This window comes from Solirubrobacter soli DSM 22325 (genome assembly GCF_000423665.1).
In the GTDB taxonomy this organism is placed as follows: Bacteria; Actinomycetota; Thermoleophilia; order Solirubrobacterales; family Solirubrobacteraceae; genus Solirubrobacter; species Solirubrobacter soli.
Map to the genome: position 1 here is coordinate 223,566 of NZ_AUIK01000010.1, position 23,471 is coordinate 247,036.

The 23,471-nt window shown below is 71.7% G+C and carries 16 protein-coding genes and 1 pseudogene; 4 read left to right on the forward strand and 13 right to left on the reverse strand.

The window, feature by feature from the left end:
- Positions 1–28: 28 nt before the first annotated feature.
- The 7 genes from G569_RS57715 to G569_RS47400 form a co-directional block, all read right to left on the reverse strand.
- Entirely contained in the window at positions 29–6,076 is a 6,048-nt protein-coding gene (locus G569_RS57715; protein ID WP_028063444.1) for an Ig-like domain-containing protein, read from the reverse strand.
- Positions 6,077–6,164: 88 nt separating this feature from the next.
- Entirely contained in the window at positions 6,165–6,554 is a 390-nt protein-coding gene (locus G569_RS0110960) for a RidA family protein (RefSeq protein ID WP_028063445.1), read from the reverse strand.
- Positions 6,551–8,074 (reverse strand): AMP-binding protein, encoded by a 1,524-nt coding sequence (locus G569_RS0110965; RefSeq protein WP_037495864.1) that lies wholly within the window; start codon positions 8,072–8,074, stop codon positions 6,551–6,553. Before G569_RS0110965 ends, G569_RS0110960 begins: the two co-directional genes overlap by 4 nt.
- Positions 8,074–9,147: an acyl-CoA dehydrogenase family protein gene (locus G569_RS0110970; RefSeq protein WP_028063447.1), complete on the reverse strand. Its 1,074-nt coding sequence runs from the start codon at positions 9,145–9,147 to the stop codon at positions 8,074–8,076. The genes G569_RS0110965 and G569_RS0110970 overlap by 1 nt, the downstream gene beginning before the upstream one ends.
- The gene (locus G569_RS0110975; RefSeq protein ID WP_028063448.1) at positions 9,128–9,907 is read right to left on the reverse strand and encodes an enoyl-CoA hydratase family protein; all 780 of its coding nucleotides are present in this window, start codon (positions 9,905–9,907) and stop codon (positions 9,128–9,130) included. The genes G569_RS0110970 and G569_RS0110975 overlap by 20 nt, the downstream gene beginning before the upstream one ends.
- Complete coding sequence (locus G569_RS0110980) at positions 9,904–10,581, reverse strand: SDR family NAD(P)-dependent oxidoreductase (protein ID WP_028063449.1); 678 nt, start codon at positions 10,579–10,581, stop codon at positions 9,904–9,906. Before G569_RS0110980 ends, G569_RS0110975 begins: the two co-directional genes overlap by 4 nt.
- A complete protein-coding gene (locus tag G569_RS47400) occupies positions 10,578–12,731 on the reverse strand; it encodes an oxidoreductase (RefSeq protein WP_053226180.1) in 2,154 nt (717 codons plus the stop codon). Before G569_RS47400 ends, G569_RS0110980 begins: the two co-directional genes overlap by 4 nt.
- A gap of 62 nt (positions 12,732–12,793) precedes the next feature.
- Here G569_RS47400 and G569_RS0110990 point away from each other — a divergent pair, with 62 nt between their 5' ends.
- Both G569_RS0110990 and G569_RS0110995 read left to right on the forward strand, forming a co-directional pair.
- Positions 12,794–13,789 (forward strand): sugar phosphate isomerase/epimerase family protein, encoded by a 996-nt coding sequence (locus tag G569_RS0110990; RefSeq protein ID WP_028063450.1) that lies wholly within the window; start codon positions 12,794–12,796, stop codon positions 13,787–13,789.
- 10 nt (positions 13,790–13,799) lie between these two features.
- A complete protein-coding gene (locus G569_RS0110995; protein WP_037495873.1) occupies positions 13,800–14,657 on the forward strand; it encodes a malate dehydrogenase in 858 nt (285 codons plus the stop codon).
- Here the strand turns inward: G569_RS0110995 and G569_RS0111000 are convergent.
- Together G569_RS0111000 and G569_RS57720 are read right to left on the reverse strand one after the other, a co-directional pair.
- A complete protein-coding gene (locus G569_RS0111000; protein WP_028063452.1) occupies positions 14,642–15,370 on the reverse strand; it encodes a FadR/GntR family transcriptional regulator in 729 nt (242 codons plus the stop codon). The two genes, G569_RS0110995 and G569_RS0111000, sit on opposite strands and share 16 nt — an antisense overlap.
- Positions 15,371–15,404: 34 nt before the next feature.
- Entirely contained in the window at positions 15,405–16,034 is a 630-nt protein-coding gene (locus G569_RS57720) for a TetR/AcrR family transcriptional regulator (RefSeq protein ID WP_084284681.1), read from the reverse strand.
- 135 nt (positions 16,035–16,169) lie between these two features.
- Between G569_RS57720 and G569_RS57725 the strand changes: the two genes are divergently transcribed.
- A complete protein-coding gene (locus tag G569_RS57725; RefSeq protein ID WP_053226182.1) occupies positions 16,170–16,907 on the forward strand; it encodes a helix-turn-helix transcriptional regulator in 738 nt (245 codons plus the stop codon).
- Positions 16,908–16,932: 25 nt separating this feature from the next.
- Complete coding sequence (locus G569_RS57730; RefSeq protein WP_169542119.1) at positions 16,933–18,072, forward strand: HD domain-containing phosphohydrolase; 1,140 nt, start codon at positions 16,933–16,935, stop codon at positions 18,070–18,072.
- Positions 18,073–18,204: 132 nt separating this feature from the next.
- Here G569_RS57730 and G569_RS0111020 read toward each other — a convergent pair whose 3' ends face one another.
- The 4 genes and pseudogenes from G569_RS0111020 to G569_RS47420 form a co-directional block, all read right to left on the reverse strand.
- A complete protein-coding gene (locus tag G569_RS0111020) occupies positions 18,205–19,326 on the reverse strand; it encodes a thiolase family protein (protein WP_028063453.1) in 1,122 nt (373 codons plus the stop codon).
- Positions 19,323–19,742 (reverse strand): PaaI family thioesterase, encoded by a 420-nt coding sequence (locus tag G569_RS0111025; protein ID WP_084284686.1) that lies wholly within the window; start codon positions 19,740–19,742, stop codon positions 19,323–19,325. Before G569_RS0111025 ends, G569_RS0111020 begins: the two co-directional genes overlap by 4 nt.
- 76 nt (positions 19,743–19,818) lie before the next feature.
- Positions 19,819–21,639 (reverse strand): feruloyl-CoA synthase, encoded by a 1,821-nt coding sequence (locus G569_RS0111030; protein ID WP_028063455.1) that lies wholly within the window; start codon positions 21,637–21,639, stop codon positions 19,819–19,821.
- Positions 21,636–23,433, reverse strand: a pseudogene (locus tag G569_RS47420) (acetoacetate--CoA ligase). Before G569_RS47420 ends, G569_RS0111030 begins: the two are co-directional and overlap by 4 nt.
- Positions 23,434–23,471 lie beyond the last annotated feature (38 nt).

Sequence of the window (23,471 nt, forward strand, 5' to 3'; positions counted from 1 at the left end):
CGTCCCTAAAGGGGTCAGGCCCCTTTATCTACGGTGTCGTCGTCGAGAGCGTGAACGTCAGCGTCTTCGTGTACGCCCCGCTCCGCAACGGCTCGTTCGCCCCGATCGTCTGGCGCAGCGTGATCGTCACCGCGTCCGCGGAGATCACGGTCGGGTAGGTCAGCAGCGTCAGCGGGTTGGCGGCACCCGTGATCGGCGCGAACGCCGCCGTCGGCTGCACCGGGCTGGTCGCCCGCGCGTTGATCGGGTTCACGAGCGCGCTCGTGCCGTTGACCATCCGGCCCGTCGCGACGTCGCTCGGGTCGGCGACGGTCAGGGCCGCGGTCGCGGCCGAGCTCGTCACCACCGCCGTGGTCGAGGCCGTGTAGTCGGCGCCCACACCCGGCGTGAACGCGCCGAACGTCGCCGGCCCGCCGAGCGTCAGCGCCAGCGTGGGCGGCACGTCGCCGGTGATCACGGTCGGGACGCTCGTCGCGGTCGGCGTCGCCGTCGGGGTGGCCGTCGGCGTCGCGGTGGGCGTGGCGGTCGGCGTCGCCGTCGGGGTGGCCGTGGGCGTCGCCGTCGGGGTCGGCGTCGCGACCGCCTCGACCGTGAACGCCCGGGTCGCCGGCGTGGCGTCGACGTTGCCCGCCGCGTCCTTCGCCCGCACCGAGAACGTGTAGTTCCCGAGCGTGGCCGTCGTGTACGCCTGCGGCGACGTGCACGCGGCGTAGGTCCCCGCGCCGGACGGCGTGTCGAGCTTGCACTCGAACGTCGCCCCCGCCTCGGACGTGAACGTGAACGACTGGCTCGTCGAGGTCGTCGTCCCGCTCGGGCCGCCCGTGATCGTCGTGTCCGGCGCGACCGTGTCCACGGTGAAGGCCCGCGTCGCGGGCGTCGCGTCGACGTTGCCGGCCGCGTCGGTCGCGCGCACGCTGAACGTGTACGCCCCGTTGGCCGTCGTGCTGTACGCCTGCGGCGAGGTGCAGGCCGCGTAGGTGCCCGCGCCGGACGGCGTGTCGAGCTTGCACTCGAACGTCGCCCCCGCCTCGGAGGTGAACGTGAACGACTGGCTCGTCGAGCTCGTCGTCCCGGTCACGCCACCGGTGATCGTGGTGTCCGGCGCGGCCGTGTCGACCGTGAACGTCCGCGTGGCCGGCGACGCGTCAGGCGTCCCCAGGCCGTCGGTGGCCCGCACGCTGAACGTGTACGAGCCGTCCGCCAGCGCGGTGTAGGCCTTCGGCGTGGTGCACGCGGCGTAGGTGCCGGTCGCCGCGCCCGGACCGTCGAGCTTGCACTCGAAGGTCGAGCCCGGCTTGGTCGAGCTGAAGCCGAACGACGGCGACGCGTTGTTGGTCGTGCCGGTCGGGCCGCTCGTGATCGAGGTGTCCGGCGCGGAGGTCTCGACGGTGAACGTCCGCGTCGCGGGCGTCGCGTCGACGTTGCCGGCAGCGTCCGTCGCCCGCACCGAGAACGTGTACGAGCCGTCCGCCAGCGGGCCGTAGGCCTTCAGCGACGTGCAGCTCGCGTATGTGCCCGTCGAGGCACCCGGGCCGTCGAGCTTGCACTCGAACGTCGCCCCCGCCTCGGACGAGAACCCGAACGACGGCGACGCGTTGTTGGTCGTGCCGGTCGGACCCGACGTGATCGTCGTGTCCGGCGCCGCCGTGTCGACCGTGAACGAGCGGGTCGCGGGGCTCGGATCCGGCGTGCCGGTCGAGTCCGTCGCCCGCACCGTGAACGTGTACGAACCATCCGCCAGGCCGCTGTAGGCCTTCGGCGACGTGCACGCGGCGTACGAGCCCGTGGCGGCCCCCGGGCCGTCGAGCTTGCACTCGAACGTTGACCCGGCCTTCGTCGAGGAGAACGTGAACGACGGGGACCCACTGTTGGTCACGCCGCTCGGACCCGAGTTGATCGTCGTGTCCGGCGCGGCCGTGTCAACGGTGAACGTCCGCGTCGCGGGCGAGCCGTCGACGTTGCCGGCGGCATCGGTCGCCCGCACCGAGAACGTGTACGCGCCGTCCACCAGCGGGCCGTAGGCCTTCGGCGACGTGCAGGCCGCGTACGTGCCCGTCGTCGCGCCCGGCCCGTCGAGCTTGCACTCGAACGTCGAGCCCGTCTCGGAGCTCGTGAACCCGAACGACGGCGAGGCGTTGTTCGTGGTGCCGGTCGGACCCGAGTTGATCGTCGTGTCCGGCGCCGCCGTGTCGACCGTGAACGTCCGCGTCGCGGGGCTCGGATCCGGCGTCCCCGTCGGGTCGGTCGCGCGCACCGAGAGGGTGTACGCGCCGTCGGCCAGCGGACCGTAGGCCTTGGGCGAGGTGCAGGCCGCGTACGTGCCCGTCGTCGCCCCCGGGCCGTCGAGCTTGCACTCGAACGTCGACCCGGCCTTCGTCGAGGAGAACGTGAACGACGGCGAGGCGTTGTTCGTCGCGCCGCTCGGACCGGTGTTGATCGACGTGTCCGGCGCGGCCGTGTCGACCGTGAACGCCCGCGTCGCGGGCGTCGCGTCCACGTTGCCGGCTGCGTCGGTCGCCCGCACCGAGAACGTGTAGGCGCCGTCGACCAGCGGACCGTAGGCGCGCGGCGAGGTGCAGCTCGAGTAGGTGCCGGTGGTCGCGCCCGGGCCGTCGAGCTTGCACTCGAACGTCGAGCCCGTCTCGGAGCTCGTGAACCCGAACGACGGCGAGGCGTTGTTCGTGGTGCCGGTCGGGCCCGAGTTGATCGTCGTGTCCGGCGCGGCCGTGTCGACCGTGAACGACCGCGTCGCGGGCGTCGCGTCGACGTTGCCGGCGGCATCTGTCGCCCGCACGCTGAACGTGTAGGCCCCGTTGGCCGTCGTCGTGTACGCCTGCGGCGAGGTGCACGCGGCGTAGGTGCCCGCCCCGGCCGGCGTGTCGAGCTTGCACTCGAACGTCGACCCGGTCTCGGAGCTCGTGAACGCGAACGACGGCGCCGTGCCGTTGGTCGCGCCCGACGGACCCGACGCGATCGTCGTGTCGGGCGCCGCCGTGTCGACCGTGAAGGAGCGGGTCGCCGGCGTCGCGTCGGTGTTGCCCGCGGCGTCGGTCGCCCGGACGGAGAACGTGTAGCTGCCGTTCGCGGTGCTGGTGTACGCCCGCGGCGAGGTGCAGGACGCGTAGGTCCCCGCGCCCGCCGGCGTGTCGAGCTTGCACTCGAACGTCGCACCCGCCTCGGACGTGAACGTGAACGACGGCGCCGTCTGGTTCGTCGTCCCGGTCGGGCCGCCCGTGATCGTCGTGTCGGGCGCGGCCGTGTCGACCGTGAAGGAGCGCGACGCGGCGGTGGCGTCGACGTTGCCGGCCGCGTCGGTCGCGCGCACGAGGAACGTGTACGCGCCGTCGGCCAGCGAGCCGAGGATGCGAGGCGACGTGCACGGGCCGTAGGAGCCGACCGCGGCGCCCGGGCCGTCCAGGCGGCACTCGAACGTCGAGCCGGTCTCGGTGCTCGTGAACGTCATCGTCGTGTTGTTGACGTTGATCGGGCCGTTCGCGCCGCCCGTGATCGTCGTGTCCGGGGCGGCGGTGTCGACCGTGAACGCGCGCGTCGCCGGCGACGGGTCAGGCGTGCCCAGGCTGTCGGTCGCCCGCACGCTGAACGTGTATGCGCCGTCCGCGAGCGAGCTGTACACCCGCGGCGAGGTGCACGCGGCGTAGGTGCCGGTCGCCGCGCCCGGGCCGTCGAGCTTGCACTCGAAGGTCGAGCCGGACTTCGTGGAGGTGAACGCGAACGAGGGCGAGGCGTTGTTGGTCGTGCCCGTCGGGCCGGACGTGATCGAGGTGTCCGGCGCGGAGGTCTCGACGGTGAACGCGCGCGTCGCCGGCGTGGCGTCGACGTTGCCGGCGGCGTCGGTCGCGCGCACGGAGAACGTGTAGGAGCCGTCCGTCAGCGGGCCGACGACCCGCGGCGACGTGCAGCTCACGTACGTCCCGGTCGTCGCGCCTGGGCCGTCGAGCTTGCACTCGAACGTCGACCCGGTCTCGGAGCTCGTGAACCCGAAGGACGGCGAGGTCTGGTTGGTCGTGCCGGTCGGACCCGAGTTGATCGTGGTGTCCGGAGCGGCCGTGTCGACGGTGAACGAGCGCGTCGCCGGCGTCGGATCGACGTTGCCCGCGGCGTCGGTCGCCCGCACGCTGAACGTGTAGGCGCCGTTGGCGGTCGTCGTGTACGCCTGCGGCGAGGTGCAGGCCGCGTAGGTGCCCGCACCGGCAGGCGTGTCGAGCTTGCACTCGAAGGTCGAGCCGACCTCGGTGCCCGAGAACTGGAACGACGGCGCGGTGCCGTTGGTCGTCCCGCTCGGGCCGCTGTTGATCGTGGTGTCGGGCGCGGCCGTGTCGACCGTGAACGAGCGCGTCGCCGGCGTCGCGTCGACGTTGCCCACCGCGTCGGTCGCCCGCACGCTGAAGGTGTACGTGCCGTCCGCGAGCGAGCTGTACGCCCGCGGCGAGGTGCAGCTCGCGTACGTGCCCGTCGTGGCGCCGGGGCCGTCGAGCTTGCACTCGAACGTCGCCCCCGCCTCGGACGAGAACCCGAAGGACGGCGACGCGTTGCTCGTCGCGCCCGAGGGACCCGAGCCGATCGTCGTGTCCGGCGCCACCGTGTCGACCGTGAAGGAGCGGGTCGCCGGCGACGGGTCGACGTTGCCGGCCGCGTCGGTCGCCCGCACGCTGAAGGTGTAGGCGCCGTTGGCCGTCGTCGTGTACGACCGCGGCGAGGTGCAGGACGCGTACGTCCCCGCGCCCGCCGGCGTGTCGAGCTTGCACTCGAACGTCGCGCCGGCCTCAGACGTGAACGTGAACGACGGCGCCGTCTGGTTCGTCGTCCCGGTCGGGCCGCCGGTGATGGTCGTATCCGGTGGCCCTGTGTCCACCGTGAAGGATCTGGTCGCCGGTGTCGGGTCGACGTTGCCCGCCGGGAACGCCGAGCGGACGCTGAAGGTGTAGTTGCCGTTGGCGGTCGTGGTGTAGGCGGCGGGCGACGTGCAGGCCGCGTACGTCCCCGCGCCGGACGGCGTGTCGAGCTTGCACTCGAACGTCGCCCCTACCGCTGTGGATGTGAAGGTGAACGACGCGTTGGTCGTGTTGGTCGGCCCCTGCGGGCCGCCCGTGATGTTCGTGTCCGGGGGCGTCGGCGTCGCGGTGGGCGTCGCGGTCGGTGTCGGTGTGGCCACCGGTTCGACGACCACCGTGCCGGTCATCTCCGGATGGATGCCGCAGACGAAGCTGTATGTCCCGGCGGCATCGAACTGGCAGTAGCCCTCCCAGCCCGCGGGTTGGAACGAGTCCGGCATCGGTGGGACCGTGTCGGCGTCGTTGACCGGGAACGACGGTGAGTTCTTGGTCTTGACGCACGTCGCCGGCTTCGGGTTGGTGTTGAACGCGACGTTGTGGACGCTCGTGCCCGACGGGTAGTTGAACGTCACGCGCTCGCCGGCCTTGATCGTGACGCTGTGGTCCGAGGTGTCGGAGGAGGAGGCGTCCTGCCACCAGTTGGGGACCCCGTCGTGGCCCGAGATCGTCGCTCCGGTCGGCGTGCTCGTCGGGGTGGCGGTCGGGGTCGCGGTGGGCGTGGCGGTCGGGGTCGCCGTCGGCGTCGGCGTGACGGACCCGGTCACGATGACCTCGCCCGTCATCGCGGTGCCGTGGGCCTCGCAGAAGAACGTGTAGGTGCCGGAGGCGTTGAACTTGCACTCGCCCGCCCACCCCGGTGACTGCGAGTGGTCAGGCAGCGGCTCGACCGTGTTGGTGTCGGGCTCGAAGCCCTCAGGGGCCTCGGTCTGGACGCACGACGTGGGCTTGGCCTCGTCGTCGAAGATCACGTTGTGAACGCTGTTGTTGGTCCCGTTGGCGGGGTAGGTGAAGGTGACGGTGTCGCCCGGGTTGATCGTCACCGAGTTGTCCTCGGGGGCCGTCCCGTTGGCGTCCACGTAGAAGTTGTCGCCGACGACGAACGCGCCGTTCGCCTTCGGTTGCTGCGGCTGCGGGTCACGCGCGGGAGCGCCCCACGCGAGCGTGGGGACGACGATGACCGCGATCACCGCGCACGCCAGCCATGGCAAGACCGACTTCCTCATGCCCAACACTCCCCCTCCAGAAGCACACCCTCGGACCGAAGGCCGAACCCTACGTTCCTTACGACATCAAGTCAACGGACTTGAGCCTTCAGAGGGGCAAAACTGCCGTCGCCTCGATCTCGACACGCGCAGAAGCCTCCACCAGCGCGACCACCTGGACGACGGCCATCGCCGGGAAGTGCTTGCCCATGACCTCGCGATAGGCCACGCCGATCTCCCGCTGGTGCGCGAGATAGTCCTCGCGGTCGGTGATGAACCAGGTCATCCTGGCGACATGCTCAGGCCGGCCGTCGGCCTCGGCGAGCACGGCGACGATGTTGAGCAGCGCCTGGCGCACCTGGCCCGCGAGGTCGGGCGCGAAGACCCCGGCCGAGTCCCAGCCGACCATCCCGCCCACGAAGACGAGCCGCCCCTCGGCGACCATGCCGTTCGCGTACCCGCGCGGCTCCGGCCAGCCCGGCGGCTGCAGCCGCCTCATGCCGACCGCTCCCGCAGCACGTTGCGCTGGACCTTGCCGGTGGGCGTGCGCGGCAGCGCGTCGACGAACTCGATCCGCCGCGGGTACTTGTACGGGGCAATCAGCGCCTTGACGTGGTCCTGCAGCTCGCGCGCGTCGACCGTCGCGCCGGCGACCACGTAGGCCATCACGACGTGCCCGCGCTCGGCGTCGGGCGCCGCGACGACCGCGCACTCGGCCACGGCCGGATGCTCGAGCAGCGCCGCCTCGACCTCGAAGCCGGAGATGTTGTAGCCCGAGGAGATGATCATGTCGTCGGTCCGCGCCGAGAACCAGAAGTAGCCGTCGGCGTCCATCGAGAACGCGTCGCCGGTCAGGTTCCAGCCGTCGCGGACGTAGACCGACTGGCGCTCGTCGTCGAGGTAGCGGCAGCCGGTCGGCCCGCGCACCGCGAGCCTGCCGACCTCGCCGGGCGCGAGCGTGGTCATGCCGTCGTCGACGATCCGCGCCTCGTAGCCCGGCACCGGCCGCCCACAGGAGCCGGGCCGCGCCTCGCTCGCGGGCGCGGCGATGAAGATGTGCAGCATCTCGGTCGAGCCGATCCCGTCGACGATCCGCAGGCCGGTCTTCTCGAACCAGGCGTCCGAGACCGCCGCGGGCAACGGCTCCCCCGCCGACACGCACGTGTGCAGGGAGCCCGGGACGTCCTGGCCGAGCATCGCGCGGTAGGCGGTCGGGGCGGTGAAGAGCGTCGTGACGCCGTGGGCGCGGAGCGTGTCGAGCAGGTCCGCCGGCTTCGGCACCGGCGCCATCGCCGCGCCGAAGCGCATCGGGAACAGCACCTGCCCGCCGAGCCCGAACGTGAACGCGATCGGCGGCGTCCCGGAGAAGACGTCGCCGGGCTGCGGGTCGAGGATGTGGCGGGCGAACGTGTCGCACGTGGCGAGCAGGTCGCGATGGCAGTGCACGCACCCCTTGGGCGGCCCGGTCGTGCCCGACGTGAACGCGATGATCGCGACGTCGTCCGCGGCCGTCTCGACGGGGTCGAACGACCCGCGCGCGGGGACGTCCTCGAGGGCGATGACGCGGAGCGCGGCGGCGGGCGGCCCGGCCGCGCCGCCGGGGGGCGCATCCGCGGCGGCGAGCTCGCCGGCACGCGCCACTTCGGCCGCCAGCGCGCGGGGCGCGAGCGCGACCGCGGGGCGCGCCTTCGCGGCGACCTTCGCGATCTCCCCCGCCCGCAACAGCGGCATCGTCGCCACGACGATCCCGCCCGCGAGCAGGATGCCCAGCCACGCCGCGATCGCCTCGGGCGTGTTCGGCGAGTGCAGCAGCACCCGCTCGCCCGGCTCGATCGCCAACGCTTCCGCCACGGCGCGAGCCCGCTCGCCCAGCTCGCCGTAGCTCCAGCCGCCGGCGATCGCCGTCCCCTCGTGGCGCAGCAACTCGGCCGCGGCGTTCACACGGTCCGGGCCGTCCAGCACGAGCAGGTCGGGCCACTGCTCGAGCGGCGGCAGATGATCGCGGGCGTAGGTGTCCATCAGCGCAGCAGCTCCCGGGCGATGATCAGTTGCTGGACCTCACTGGCGCCTTCGTAGATGCGCAACGCGCGGATCTCGCGGTAGAGCTCCTCCACCGGATGGCCTGCCCTGACGCCGAGCGCGCCGTGCAGCTGGACCGCGGCGTCGATCACCTGCTGCGCGGCCTCGGTCGCGTGCAGCTTGGCCATCGCCGCTTCCTTCGTGACGCGCCCGCCGGTCGTGTCCTTGACCCACGCCGACCGGTAGACGAGCAGCGCGCTGGCGTCGATCGCCAGCGCCATGTCGGCGAGCTTGGCCTGCACGAGCGGAAGCTCGCTCATGGCGCCGCCGAACAACCGGCGGGCGCGCACGCGTGCGAGCGCCTCGTCCAGCGCCCGCCGCGCGAACCCCAGCGCCGCGGCCCCGACGGTCGAGCGGAAGACGTCCAAGGTCGAGAGCGCGATCTTCATCCCCGCGCCCGGCGGGCCGAGCGGCTCGGCGGGCGTGTCGTCGAAGACCAGCGTGGCGAGCGGGTGCGGCGCGATCACGTCGATGCGCTCGGCGACCTCGACCTCGCCCGCCTCGACGATGAACGCGCTGATGCCGGCCTCGTCGCGCGCGAACACGGTGTAGAAGTCCGCGATCCCGCCGTTGGAGATCCACGTCTTGGTCCCGGTGAGGCGGTTGCCGGACGCGCGGGTCGTCATCGCCGCGACATCGCTTCCCGCGTCGGGCTCGGAGAGGGCGAACGCGGCGATCTTCTCCCCCGCCGCGACCGCCGGCAGGTAGCGCTCGCGCTGCGACGCGTCTCCGAACAGCGAGATCGGGCCCGATCCCAGTCCCTGCATCGCGAACGCGAAGTCCGCGAGCCCGTCGTGGCGGGCGAGGGCCTCGCGCGCGAGGCACAGCGTGCGGACGTCCAGCGACCCGACGGTGTGCTCGAGCCAGCCGTCGCGGGCCAGGGCGCGCACGAAGCCCCGGCAGCGCGCGTCGACGTCGTCCTCCAGCGCGTCGGGCAGATGCGCGGCCGCGAACGCCGCGAACTCGCGATGGCGGTCCTCGAAGAACGGCCAGTCAATCTCCTTCGAAGACAGGGCGCTCCTTCCCGATGAACGCGTGGTAGGCGCGCTCGAAGTCGCGCGTCTGCATGCAGATCGCCTGCGCCTGCGCCTCGGCCTCGATCGCGGCCGGCAGGGACATGTCCCACTCCTGGTCGAGCATCGTCTTGGTGATGCCGTGCGCGAACGTCGGTCCGCTCGCCAGCGACGCCGCCAACTCGGCCGCCGCGTCCTCCACAGGGTCGGCGAGGCGGTTGAAGAAGCCCCAGCGCTCGGCCTCCTCGGCGCCCATCGAGCGCCCGGTGAACAAGAGCTCGGCGGCCCGGCCCTGGCCGATGATCCGCGGCAGCATCGCGCACGCGCCCATGTCGGCCCCGGAGAGCCCCACGCGCGTGAAGAGGAACGCGACCTTGGCGCGCGGCGTGCCGAGCCGGATGTCCGACGCGGTGGCGATCATCGCCCCCGCGCCCACGCACACCCCGTCGATCGCGGTGATCACCGGTTGCGGACAGCCGCGGATCGCCTTGACCAGGTCGCCGGTCATGCGGGTGAAGCGCAGCAGGCCGCGCATGTCCATCTCGGTCAGCGGGCCGATGATGTCGCGCACGTCCCCGCCTGAGCTGAAGTTCCCCTGCTCGCCCGCGATCACGACGACCTTGACGTCATCGTCGTAGACGAGCTCGCGGAAGTGGTCGCGCAGCGCCGCGTAGGACTCGAACGTCAACGGGTTCTTGCGCTCGGCGCCGATCAGCGTGACGAAGCCGACGCCGTCGCGGACGTCCCAACCGAAACTCACTGTTGAATCCCCCCGCCGTCCATGATCAGCGACTGCCCGTTGATCGCCCCGGCCTCCGGCGCCGCGAAGAACGCGACCGCGAACGCGACCTCCTCGGGCTCGATCAGCCGCCCCAGCGCGGCCATCTTCGCCAGCGCCTCCTCGCCGTCGTCGCGGCCGGTCCGCTTCTCGATGTTCGCGATCGTCGCGTCGGTCATGTCAGAGCGCACGTACGCGGGACAGACGGAGTTGGCCGTCACGCCCGTCCCGGCGACCTCCGCGGCGACCGACCGCATGAACCCGAGCACCGCGTGCTTGGAGGCCGTGTACCCGGACGTGTAGCGCGAGCCGACGTGGCTCGCGGCACTCGCGACGGTCACGATCCGCCCGAACCCGCGCTCGCGCATCCCCTCCAGCACCGCGCGCGTGCACAGGAACGCACCGGTCGCGTTGACGCCGATCTGGCGCTCCCACTCCGCCAAGGTCGTGCGCTTGACCGGCGCGCTGGAGGAGACGCCCGCGTTGTTGACGAGGACGTCGACCTCGAGCGAGCCCAACACCCGCGCGACCGCGTCCTCGTCGGTCACGTCGAGGTCCGCGCTGCTCAACGGCAGCACCTCGTGGCCGGCCGCCTCGAAGTGCGCCGCGATCGCCGTCCCGATCCCGCGCTTGCCGCCCGTCACGACGACCTTCACGCGGGCACCCCGCTCTCGAACCGCCGCATCGGCATCCGCCGCACGTCCTTCCCGGTCTGCGGCGGCCGCGAGCCGCTCCGGTACTGCGGGATCCAGTGCATGTCGACTCCTTGATCGGCGGCGGCGTGCAGGGTCCAGTGCGGATCCCACAGGTGCGGACGGGCGAGCGCGCAGAGATCGGCGCGGCCCGCGAGGATGATCGTGTTGACGTCGTCGTAGCTGGAGATCGCGCCCACCGCGATCACCGGGATGCCCGCCTCGTGGCGGATCCGGTCGGCGTACGGCGTCTGGTAAGAGCGGCCGTAGGCGGGCTTCTGGTCGGGCGAGACCTGGCCGGTGGAGACGTCGACGATGTCGCAACCGGCCTCGACCAGCCGGCGGGCGAACACGACCGCGTCGTCGCCGTCGAACCCGCCCTGGACCCAGTCCGTCGCGCTGATCCGCACGCTCATCGGCTTCTCGGCGGGCCAGACCGCCCGGCACGCCGCGAAGACCTCGAGCGGGAACCGTGCGCGATCCTCGCCGTACTCGTCGTCGCGCACGTTGGTGAGTGGCGACAGGAAGCTCGACAGCAGGTAGCCGTGCGCCATGTGCAGCTCGAGCAGGTCGAAGCCGGCCTCGTCGGCCATCCGCGCCGCGCGCACGAAGTCGTCTCGCACCGCGTCCATGTCCGCGCGGGTCATCTCCCGCGGGACCTGCGAGACCCCCGCCAGATACGGCAGCGGCGAGGGCGCGATCAGCGGCCAGTTGCCCTCGGGCAGCGGCTGGTCCTCGCCCTCCCACAGCAGTTGCGTCGAGCCCTTGCGCCCCGCGTGGCCCAGCTGCGCGCCGATCGCCGACCGCGAGTGCTCGTGCACGAAGTCGACGATCCGCTTCCACGCGGCGAGATGCTCGGGCTCGTACATCCCGCCGCAGCCGGGGGTGATCCGCCCATCCGCGCTCGTGCAGATCATCTCGGTCATCACCAGCCCGGCGCCGCCGATCGCCCGCGACCCGAGGTGCACGAGGTGGAAGTCGCCGGGCGTCCCGTCGACCGAGCTGTACATGTCCATCGGCGAGACCACGACGCGGTTGGCGAGCTCGAGACCGCGCAGCTTCAACGGCGTGAACATCGGCACGGCGCCGGTCACGGAGGCGACGAAGTCCGGGTCGCGCATCTGCAGCTCGCCGTGGGTGATCCGGCGCGAGCGCGTCAGCAGGTTGAACGCGAACGTGCGCGGGTCCTGGCCCATGTAGCGGGAGATCCCCTCGAACCACTCCAGCGACCCCTGCGCCGCGCGCTGCGTGCTCTCCACGATCGGGCGGCGCTCGGCCTCGTAGGCGTCGATGTCGCCCTCGCGGACCGCCCACGCGAGCGAGATCGCGTCCTCCATCGCCAGCTTGGTACCGCTGCCGATCGAGAAGTGCGCCGTGTGCGCCGCGTCGCCGAGCAGGACCGTGTTCCCGTCCCGCCAGCGCTCGTTGCGGACCGTCACGAAGTTGATCCAGCGCGTCCGGTTCTCCACCAGCTCGTAGCCGAACAGCTCCTCGCAGGCGGCCTTGTCCAGCGGCAGCGCGTCCGTCGTCTCGACGATGAACGTGCTCATGTCGTCGCTGTACGGATACGCGTGGACCTGGACGACGCCGCGCGGCGTCTCGGCGATCAGGAACGTGAAGGACTCGAAGACGTGCGGCGTGCCGAACCAGGCATACGTGGCGCGACGCCGGTCGAGCGTGGTTCCGAACGCGTCGCCGCGAAGGGTGCTGTTGACGCCGTCGGCCGCGACCACCAGGTCACCGTCGAGCGAGGCGACCTCGGACCGGAAATGCAGGTCGACCCCCAGCTCACGCGCCCGCGTCTGCAGGATGTTCAGGAGCTGCTTGCGCCCGAGCGCCGAGAACCCGTGCCCGCCGCTGGTGACCACCTCGCCGCGGTAGTGCACGTCGATCTCGCTCCAGCGCACGAAGCGGCGCGTGATCTCCGCGTACGTCTCCGGGTCGGCGGCCTCGAACGCGGAGAGCGTCTCGTCGGAGAAGACCACCCCGAAGCCGAACGTGTCGTCCGGCGCATTGCGCTCGTGCAGCACCACCTCGTGCGCCGGGTCGAGCCGCTTCAAGAGGATCGAGAGGTACAACCCGCCGGGGCCGCCGCCCGCGATCGCGATCCGCATGACCGGAGAATAACCGGGGGGCTGCCGCCCCCCGGACCCCCCGCTTTATGCTTCGCGCCTCTATGGCACGACCAGTCACTTTGTTCACCGGCCAGTGGGCCGACCTCCCGCTCACCGAGCTCGCCGCGAAGGCCGGCGCCTGGGGCTTCGACGGCCTGGAACTGGCTTGCTGGGGCGACCACTTCGACGTCGACGCCGCGCTCGCGGACGCGAGCTACTGCAAGGAACGTCGCGAGCTGCTCGAGAGCCACGGCCTGAACGTCTGGACGATCGGCAACCACCTCGTCGGCCAGGCCGTCTGCGATCGCATCGACGCGCGTCATCAGGGCGTCGTGCCGCCGGACGTGTGGGGCGACGGCGACCCCGAGGGCGTCCGCCAACGCGCCGCCGACAAGCTCAAGGACACCGCCCGCGCCGCCGCGCGCCTGGGCGTGACCACGGTCACCGGCTTCACCGGCTCGCCGATCTGGCACCTCGTCTACTCGTTCCCGCCCAACGACTTCGACGAGATCGAGCGCGGCTACGAGGAGTTCGCCGAGCGCTTCGCGCCGATCATCGACGTCTTCGACGCCGAGGGCGTCAAGTTCGCGCTCGAGGTCCACCCGACCGAGATCGCCTACGACTTCGTGACCACGCGCAAGACGCTGGACGCGCTCGACAACCGCGAGGGCTTCGGCATCAACTTCGACCCGTCGCACTTCGAGCACCAGTTCCTCGACAGCGCGGCGTTCGTCACCGAGTTCGCCGACCGCATCTACCACGTCCACGTCAAGGACTCGATCAAGCGCCTCGACGGGCGTCGCTCGATCCTCGGCGGGCACCTGAACTTCGGCGAGGACGCGCGCGGTTGGGACTTCGTCTCCCCCGGCCACGGCGACGTCGACTTCGAGGAGCTGTTCCGCGCGCTGAACCGGATCGGCTACCAGGGCCCGCTCTCGATCGAGTGGGAGGACTCCGGGATGGACCGCGACTGGGGCGCCCCGGACGCGCTCGCGTTCGTGCGCTCGACCGACTTCTCCCCCTCCACGGTGGCGTTCGACGCCGCGTTCGAGCGTTAGCCGCGTCGCGATCGCAGGTGGCGCCGGCGGCGTTGGCTCGTCGCTGGCGTTCAGCCTGCTGCTCCGCCCGGAGCCGTTCGACGTCGTCGTGATCGACCGGCGGCCGGAGAAGGTCGCCTCGCACGTGATGGATCTCGAGCAGGTGCTCGGCCTCGGCGGCACCGCGTCCGTGGCCGCGGGTGCGTGGGAGGAGCTGGACGGCGTCGACGTGCTGGTCGTCTGTGCCGCGACGGCGCTCACCGCCAACACCTCACGCGAGGTCTACCTCGAGGCCAACAGCGCGATCGTCGACGGGATCGCGGCGCGGCTGGACGGCTGGGGTGGCGTGGTGGTCATGGTCACCAACCCCGTCGACCCGCTCACCGCGCGGCTGGCCCGGGCGCTGGGCGACCGGCGGCGGGTCGTCGGCTACACCCTCAACGACACGTTGCGGCTGCGGACGGCGATCGCGGCGTCGTTCGGCGTGCCCGCGTCGGCCGTTGAGGCGTGGGTGCTCGGCGAGCACGGCGACCGCGCTGTCCCGATCTTCAGCCGCGTGCGGGTGCACGGCGAGCCCGTGACGCTGAGTGCTGAGCGGCAGGCCGAGGCGGCCGGGTTCGTCCGCACCTGGTACCGGCGCCACGTCGCACTCGACGCCAACCGTTCCTCGACGTGGACGAGTGGCGCCGGCGTCGCGGCGCTGGTGGCCGCGATCGTCGCCGGGACGGTCGGTCCGTGGGTGGTGTCAACGCTGCTTGACGGCGAGTACGGGATCTCCGGAGCGTCGGTCGGGGTTCCCGTAGTACTCAAACCGGGCGGGGTCGAGCGGGTGCTCGAGTGGCCGCTGACGGACGCCGAGCTCGCCGCGCTGCGCTACGCGGCGCGCTGAATGTCCATCAGGTACGCGATGTGCGCGCGCATCGCCTTCTCGGCGGCGGCGGGCTGACGGCGGCGGACGGCGCGCTGGATGTCGCGGTGCTGGCGCAGGATCTCCGCCCCATCGACGAGCGGGGAGATCTTCTCGATTAGCTGCGGCTGGAGCACCTCGAGGATCCAGCCCGTGAACGCGAGCAGCAGCTCGTTCCCGGCGGCCTCGGCGAGGATCTGGTGGAAGCGCTTGTCGGCGTCGTTGAACGGGGGCGTCCCCGGCTTGTGCTCGGCGGCCTCGTCGATCGCGGCCTGCAGCGCCGCCGCGGTCTCGTCGGTCGCGTTGGCCGCTGCCAGGCCGGCGAGCGGGACCTCGAGGAACATGCGCGCGTCCAGCAGCTCGCCCAGCGAGACGGTCTCGGTGGCGAGCATCATCGAGATCGACTCGGTGACGTTGCGGGACATGCCCTCGCTCGGGGTCCGGGCGACGAAGATCCCGCCCGCGCGGCCGCGACCGACGCGGATCAGGTGCGAGGAGGCGAGCAGCCGCAGCCCCTCGCGCAGCGTGGGGCGCGAGACGCCGAACTCCGTCGCGAGCTCTTGCTCGGTCCCGATCCGGTCCCCGGGTTGCAGGCCCTCGCGCTCGAGATAGCGGCGGATCTCCAGGGCGATCTGATGACTGGCATCGACGCTCGCGGGGGCGAAACGCTGACGCGGGAGCTCGGACGCGGACATCGAGCGCCCATCCTACGCGAGCGCAAACATAAAATCATTTCTCTAGAGCGACGACGCCGCCGCCGATGAAGTCGAGCGCGAGCTCCAGCAGCTCGTCGAACGACTGATCGCCGCGCGCCGCGCGGGCGTTGGCCTCCATCAGCGCGACCGCCGTGGTCTCCCCCGCGATCCGCGCGACCAGCGAGTCCCCCGGCTCGTCGAGCTCCTCGGCGAACGCGACGGCGAGCATGTCCGCGAGCGGACGCACGTGCCGGCGCTCCAGCGCCCACAGCTCCGGGTCGCGGGAGATCGCCTCCTGGCGCAGGCGCGCGAAATCCGTGCCGTTCACCGCCCGGGCGCGCACCGCGGCGGCCGAGACGTCGTCCTGCTCGATTGACTCGCGACGGGCCCACTCCCCCACAACGGTGACCACTTTTGCGCCAGGTTCGCGGTTCATGAGCCGCTCGCCGAGCCGGTCGATCGCCTCCGAATAGGCCGCGAAGACGATGCCTTCCTTGCTCGGGAAGTACGTCGAGACGGTCCGCGGGGCCACCTCCGCGGCATCCGCGATCGCCACCAGCGTGGTAGCTGTGAAGCCATCACGGGCGAACAGCTCAAGGGCGACCCGCGTGATCGTCGCGCGCGTGCGCTCCTTCTTTCTGGCCCTTAACCCAGGGTTTTCCACGGGGTTGTAACGCTACCGGTCAGCGCATCTCAACGCAAATTTACAGTGGTTAGCAAGATTGCTTCCGCTTGTTGGTTTGTCAAGTATCCGCTACTGATCTAGTGAGCACGCTGTCATGCCTCACCAACGTCGCACTTGATCGAAGAACTTGTCAGCGCCAATGGCTTCTCTCCCGAGCCGGAGCACGGCGCGCTCATCACCGGACTGCTCGAAGCCGTCGCGTCGGACTCTGTCCCGGCCGAACGGCTCGCCAACGCGGGCGCGGAGCGACTCTCCACGGTCGTCGGGGACACCTGCATCGTCTCGCTCCTCCACGGCCGCTTCCTCGAGCCCATCGCCGTCTCTGACCGCCTCGACGAGGCCGTAGAGGCGCTCAGGCCACTCGTGGGTCAACGCGTTGCGGCGGGCCAGCGTCACGACCTCGGGGGCTACATCGAGCGCTTCGGCCTCGGCGCCGAGTTCATCGCCTCGATGCGCGCCCACGGGCGCGTGGTCGGTCAGGTCGTCGCGCTGCGGCGCGGGCAGCCGCGCCCCTTCACGCCGGGCGAGCTGCGCGTGATCCAGGTCGTCGCCGACGTGATCGCGCTCGGCCTGGAAGACCGCCGCGAGCCCGCCGGCGCCGAGGACGGCCTCGTGGCCGCCGACGCCGCCCCGGACAAGCTCAGCCGCCGCGAACGCGAGATCCTCGCCCTGCTCGCGCTCGGACACACCAATCGGGAGATCGCCGAACGCGTTCATCTGAGCGTCCGGACAGTCGAATGGCACCGGGCGAGGATCCAGTCCAAGCTGCATGTGACTGGGCGCGCGGCACTCGCGCGCATCGCCCGCCAGCACGGCTTGGTTGGCGGTACGGCAGTCGACCCGTTGGAGTAGGTTCATGGCTGAGGCTCCACGGAGCATGGAGATCGGCTCACACCTCCAGCGGATGGGGTGCTACAGCGCCCTCATTGCTGAGCGGCTCGGGTGCGACGCGGATCTCATCCGGATCGCCGCCCGACTCCATGACGTGGGAATGGCCGCCGTCTCAGGCGCGGTGACCAGCAAGCCCGGCGCGCTGACCCCCAACGAGCGCCGCGAGCTCGAGGCGCACCCTGGCCTGGGCCACGCCATGCTGACCGGCTCGGGGGTCGAGCTGCTCGAGACCGCCGCCGAGATCGCGCTCTCGCACCACGAGCGCTTCGACGGTGCCGGGTACCCGCGCGGGCTGGCGGGTGAGGAGATCCCGCTCGCCGGACGGATCGTCGCTGTCGCCGACGCGTTCGACGCCCTCACCACCGATCGCGTGTATCGCAGCGCGGGCAGCGTCGAGCAGGCGGTCGAGACGCTGCGCGCGGAACGCGGCCGCCATTTCGACCCGCGCGTGGTCGACGCCTTCGTGGACGCCCTCTCCGAGGCGGTCGAGATCCACGCCCGCTACGCCCCCGCGCCGGAGGAGCAGCCGGCGATGATGCCCGAGGACCGCCAGATCACGCTGCAGGCGGCCGCGGCCACCCTCGCGATCTCGCCCAGCCGCCTGCGCCGCTGGGCCGACGAGGGCCGGATCCCGAGCGTGCGCACGGCGGGCGGGCACCGCCGCTTCTCGCTCGCCGCCGTCCGCCGCCTCGCGGCCGAGAGCGGCGTGCGACCGACCGTGCGACCGGTCGAGCCGCCTGGCGAGCCGCTCCCGCTCCTGGCCGAGAACCTCCGCGCCCACGGCCGCCAGCTGGCAGCCGCCGCCGCGGCCGCGATCTACCGCGAGGGCCCGGTGGGCTGGTTCGCCTCCGACGCCGCGGTCGGCCACCTGCTCGACTGGAGCATCGACCTCGGCGAGAGCTGCGAGTCCGGCGTCTACGCCAGCGCCCTGCAGTCGACCACCTCCCTGATGACCCGCGCGCAGGGTCACGCCGCCACCCTGCTCGAGCGCCACGCCTTCCTGGAGCGCTTCGGTCAGGTGTGCGTGCGCACGCTGGTGCGGACAGGCGCCGAGCGCGAGGAGATCGCCGGCACCCGCCGCCTCTTCGCCTCCCTGCAGCAAGCCCTGCTCGAGGCCCGCGACTAACGGCTTGCATACACCTTGCACCCCGGGGTCAGGCCCCGGTATGCAAGTCGTATGCAGGGGTCAGGCCCCGGTATGCAAGTCGCATGCAGGGGTCAGGCCCCGGTATGCAAGTCGTATGCAAGGCCTGCTGGGTCAGCCGACTTCGACGACCAGCGCGGCGCCGGTGTCGCCGGCGGCGCAGCCGGTGAACAGGCCGCGACCGCCGCCGCGGTCGTGCAGCGCCCAGATCAGCTCGACGATGCCGCGGGCGCCGGTGGGGCCCTGCGGGTGGCCGTAGATCAGCGAGCATCCGTACGGGTTCATCGCGTCCAGGTCGGCGCCGGTCTCGCGGGCGAACCAGAGGTCGTTGACCGCGAACGGGTTGTGGGTCTTGATGAGGTCGATCTGGTCGAGGGTCAGGCCGGCGTCGTCGAGCGCCGCCTGGGCGGCCGGGACGGGCGCCTTGGGCATCTCGCCGCGGGCGACGCGGGCGAAGCCGGAGCTGAGGATCTTCACCTCGGCGGGCGCGGACGTGACGATCAGGCCGGCGCAGCCGTCGGCCGGGTGCGTCTGGGAGCCGTAGGAGACGACGCCGCCCTGCGTCACGGGCTTCAATCCCGCGAGCGTGTCGAGCGGCGCGGGGCGGATGCCCCAATCGGCGGCGATCTCGTCGCGCTTGACGGTGATCGGGACCATCCAGCGCTCCTGGAAGCCGTTCAGCGACTCCTCGTACTGCTCCCAGCGGCGGGCCGTGACGGCGTCGACCTCGGCCTTGGAGAAGCCGCCCTGCTCGGCGACGCGCTCGGCGGTGGCCAGCATGCCCTCGCCGGTGTTCGGGTCGCACCCGAAGGAGTCCATGACCCAGTTCTCGCTCTGCGGCGTCCCGCCGGGTGCCTTCGCGGACGGGTAGACGACGTGCGGGCCGTTGCTCGTGCGGTCGGTGAGGACGACGAGGCGGGTGCCGGTCCCGCCGGACGCGGCGGCGTGGATCGCGGCGACCGACGTCGCGCACGCCTGCATGATCAGCGGCCCGCTGACCGCGTCGAGGCCGAGCCTGGCGGCCAGCGTCGGAGCGCCGTAGAAGGACTCCTTCTGCGGGACCGTCAGGCCGAGCACGAGCTCGTCGATCTCGCCGATCTCTCGCTCGTCGAGTGCCCGCTTCGTCACCTGAGCGGCGACGTTGAGGCTCGAGACCTCGGCCGCCGGCCCCTGCCAGCGCACGAACGGCGACGACCAGGCGGCGTTCAACGGGATGTATGCGTTCTCGAACTTCACTTGGGCCTCACTGCAATCGTGACCCGGCTCACCGCGACGAGCCGGTCTTCGGAATCGGTGTGGTCGATCTCCCAGACCCACGTGGTGCGGCCGCGGTGCCGCGCCCGGGCGCGGGCCGTGATCCACTCCCCGCGCGCGGGCTTGAGGAAGCTGGTGTCGTTGGCGGTCCCCATCGCGGCGAACCCCTCGGGATGGACGTGCTTGACCGTCGCCTCGGTGGCGATCATCTCCGCCAGCGCCGCGTAGGCGCCGCCGTGGACGAGCCCGAACCGCTGGCGGACGCGATCGGCGATCGGGAAGCGCGCGACCGCCTCCCCGTCGCCGATCGAGACGACCTCGAAGCCGAGCACGCCGTCCAGGCAGTCCGCTTCGCCGACGACCTCGTCGCCGGTCGGGGGCATCCCGACGGGACTCATGGCCGAGATCGGCGGATCGCCGGCCAGATCGACGGGCGGGGCCCGCCGGAATCCGTCGGGTCGGCCATGAGTTCCGTTACCGGCAGATGATCACCTCGACTCCCGGCTCGTCGGCGAACAGCGCGGCGACGTGGACCGCGCGGCGCTCGAGCGCGGCGCGCTGGTTGACGTAGCCCTTGTCGGTGATCTCGTTGGCGTCCAGCGACGGCGGCTCGGCCAGCAGGACCACCCGCTCCACCCGCATCGAGGACGCGGGGTTCGCTCGGTTGTAGGCGATAAAGCGCTCGCGCAGGAACTCGGCCAGCTTCGGTGAGCGGACCAGCTCCTCGGCCCCGGCGTCCGGCTCGCCCGCGATCTCCTTCGCCGCGCCGACGTTCGGCCACGCGAGCAACGCCACGTAGTCGCGGTCGTGGCCGCAGACGACCGCGTCCATCAGCAGCGGCGAGGCGGCCGCGAGCGCGGCGATCCGCAGGTTGCCGACCGAGACGAACGTGCCGGTCGTGAGCTTGAAGTCCTCGACCACGCGGCCGTCGAAGACGAGGCCCTTGTTCGGGTCCTCGGGGTCCTCGAGCTTGCCGGCGTCGCCCGTGCGGTACCAGCCGTCCTCGTCGAACGCCTTCTCGTTGAGCTCGGGCTGGGCGAGGTAGCCCTGCGTCACGTTCGGCCCCTTCACCCGCATCTCGAGCTTGCCCTCGACCGGCGTCAGCTTGATCTCGACGCCCGGCACCGGGACGCCGATCACGCCCGCGCGGTCGATCGGGAAGTGCGCGGCGGTCGCCAGCGGCGAGGTCTCCGTCAGGCCCCAGCTCGACGTCATCATCACCGGCTCGCCGCGCTCCTCGCGGGCGACGTTCTCGAGCCGCGTCCAGAGGTCCTGCGGCAGCGCGGCCGCGGCGTAGAAGATCAGGTCCAGGCGCTCGAAGAAGCGGGCGCGCAGGTCGGCGTCGCGCTCCAGGAACGGCAGCAGCGCGCCGTAGCCCGCGGGGACGTTGAAGTAGATCGTCGGCGCGATCTCCGTCAGGTTGGAGACCGTGATCGGGATCAGCGGCGGCGCGGGCCGGCCCGCGTCGATGTACATCGTCCCGCCGCGCTTGAGGATCAGGTTGAAGTTGTGGTTGCCGCCGAACGTGTGGTTCCAGGGCAGCCAGTCGACGAGCACCGGCGGCGTGTCGTCGGTGAACGGCCAGATCTGGGCCAGCGACTGCTGGTTGGCGACGAGCATCCCGTGGGTGTTCAGGACGCCCTTGGGCATCGCCGTGGAGCCGGACGTGAACAGGACCTTCGCGAGGCTCTCCGGCCCGACGCCGGCCAGCGCGCGCTCGACGTCCTCGGTCGCGGGCGTGTCGACGAGCTCGCCGAACGCGGTCGCGCCGGTGCCCTTGGTGAGGACGATCTCCGCGCCGCCGAAGTCGACCGCGCTCAGCACGCCGCCGAACGGCGCCGCGTCGGCCGCGTAGACCAGCCCCGGCTTGACGAGGGCGGCGATGTGCTTGACCTTGCCGAAGTCCTGGCTCATCAGCGAGTAGGCGGGCGAGACCGGGACCACGGGCACGCCGGCGAGGAAGCCGCCGAGCGTCAGCAGCGCGTGGTCGAGCGCGTTGCCCGACAGGATCATCAGCGGCCGCTGCGGGCCGAGGCCGCGGTCCAGCAGCGCCTGCGCGATCGACGTCGCCTGGCGGTTCGCGTCGCCCCACGTGAGGTTGACCCACTCGCCGTCGCCGCCACGCTCGGCGAGGAAGACGTGGTCCGGCCGCTCGGCCGCCCAGCGCCGCAGCAGGACGCCGAGGCTGGCCTCGTAGGGCTCGAGCTCCATCGTGCTGCGCAGGACGCGACTGCCGTCCGGCAGGTCGGTGCTGACGATCTGCGGTGGCGCCAACCGTGGCTGTACGACGGTCATCGTTCTCTCCTCATCCCCTCACTGAACTGCACGAACGCATCGAGGGCAAGTGGGTCCAGCAACGCGCCTCTCGATGCCACTTCATCGGCCGCCGCCCCGCACAGGATGCGCTTGACGGGGGCCTCGAGCTTCTTGCCGGTCAGCGTGCGCGGGATCGCCGGGACAGCGGCGATCGTGTCCGGCACGTGGCGCGGCGAGAGCTCGGACCGCAGCGCCCGCGCGATCCGCGAGCGCAGGTCGTCGTCGAGCCCCTCGGCGACGACGAACAGCAACAACTCCCCTGAGCCGCCGCCGTCGTCCTCCAAGTGCACGACGAGGCTGTCCTGCACCTCGGCGAACTCCTCGACGACGCCGTAGAGCTCGCTCGTCCCCATCCGGACACCGCCGCGGTTGAGCGTCGCGTCCGAGCGCCCGGTGATGACACAGGTCCCCTGCTCCGAGAACCGCACCCAGTCCCCCTGGCGCCAGACGCCCGGGTACATGTCGAAGTAGGCGGCGCGGTAGCGCGATCCGTCCTCGTCGCCCCAGAACGCCACCGGCATCGACGGCATCGGCTGCCGGATCACCAGCTCCCCCAGCTCGCCGACGAGCTCGTTTGCGTCGAGGTCGTAGGCGGCGGTGTCGACGCCGAGGCAGCGGCCCGCGATCTCGCCGCGGTACACGGGAAGCATCGGGCAGCCGGAGACGATCGCGCTGCACACGTCGGTCCCACCGGAGCCGTTGATCAGCAGCACGTCGGGGCCGAGCTGCTCGTAGACGTAGTCGTAGCCCTCGGGCGGGAGCGGCGAGCCCGCGGTGGCGAGGCGGGTGATCCGGCCCTTGGGAATCCTGACGGCGGCCTTCCGGCAGGCCATCAGGTAGGCGGGGCTGACGCCCACGATCGTCGCCTCGGTCTCCTCCGCCACGCGCCACAGCTGGTCGAGCTCCGGCCACGCGACGTCGCCGTCGTACAGGACGATCGACGCGCCGAGCAGCGGCGCGCTGACGAGCGCGTTCCACATCATCCACGCGGTCGTCGTCGGCTGCAGGAGCCGGTCGCCGGGCTGGATGTCCCACGTGAGCCCGAGGTTCTTGAGGTGCTCGAGCAGGATGCCGCCGTGGCCGTGCACGATCGGCTTCGGCAGCCCGGTCGTGCCGGAGGAGAAGAGGACGTAGAGCGGGTGGTCGAAGGGCACCGGCTCGAAGGCGAGCTCGCCCGTCCCGGAGGGCAGCTCGGTCAGCGCGTGTTCGAGCGTCGGCAGGCCGGCGCGGATCGCCTCCAGCTCGGCGCGGCGGTCGATCTCGCGTCCGCGGTGCGTGTAGCCCTCGACGGCCAGCAGCACCTTCGGCTCGACTTGACGCGAAGCGGTCGATCACCGACCGCGGGCCGAACTCGGGCGAGACCGCGGCCCAGATCGCGCCGAGGCTCGCGGTCGCCAGGAACGCGACCAGCGTGTCGGGGACGTTGGGCAGGTAGGCGACGACGCGATCCCCCTTGCCCACCCCGAGCGCCTTCAGGCCCGCGCGGGCGTTCGCCACGCGCCCGCGCAGCTGCGCCCACGTCAGGTCGGTTCCGGGTCGCGCGACGACCACGACGCCGTCGCGGCCATCCAGCAGGCGCTCGGCGTAGTTGAGCGTCGCGCCCGGGAACCACTCGGCCCCGGGCATGTCGCGCGAGCCCAGCACCCGCTCGGCGTCCAGGTCGACGTCGTAGAAGTCCGCCAGCGCGCCCCAGAAGCCCTCGAGGTCCGTCACCGACCAGCGCTGGAGCGCGTCGAAGTCCGCGAAGCCGTTGCGCTCCGCGAAGCGCCGCATCGCGCTGTCCCGGCCGTCTGGACTCCAGAGGACCTGCA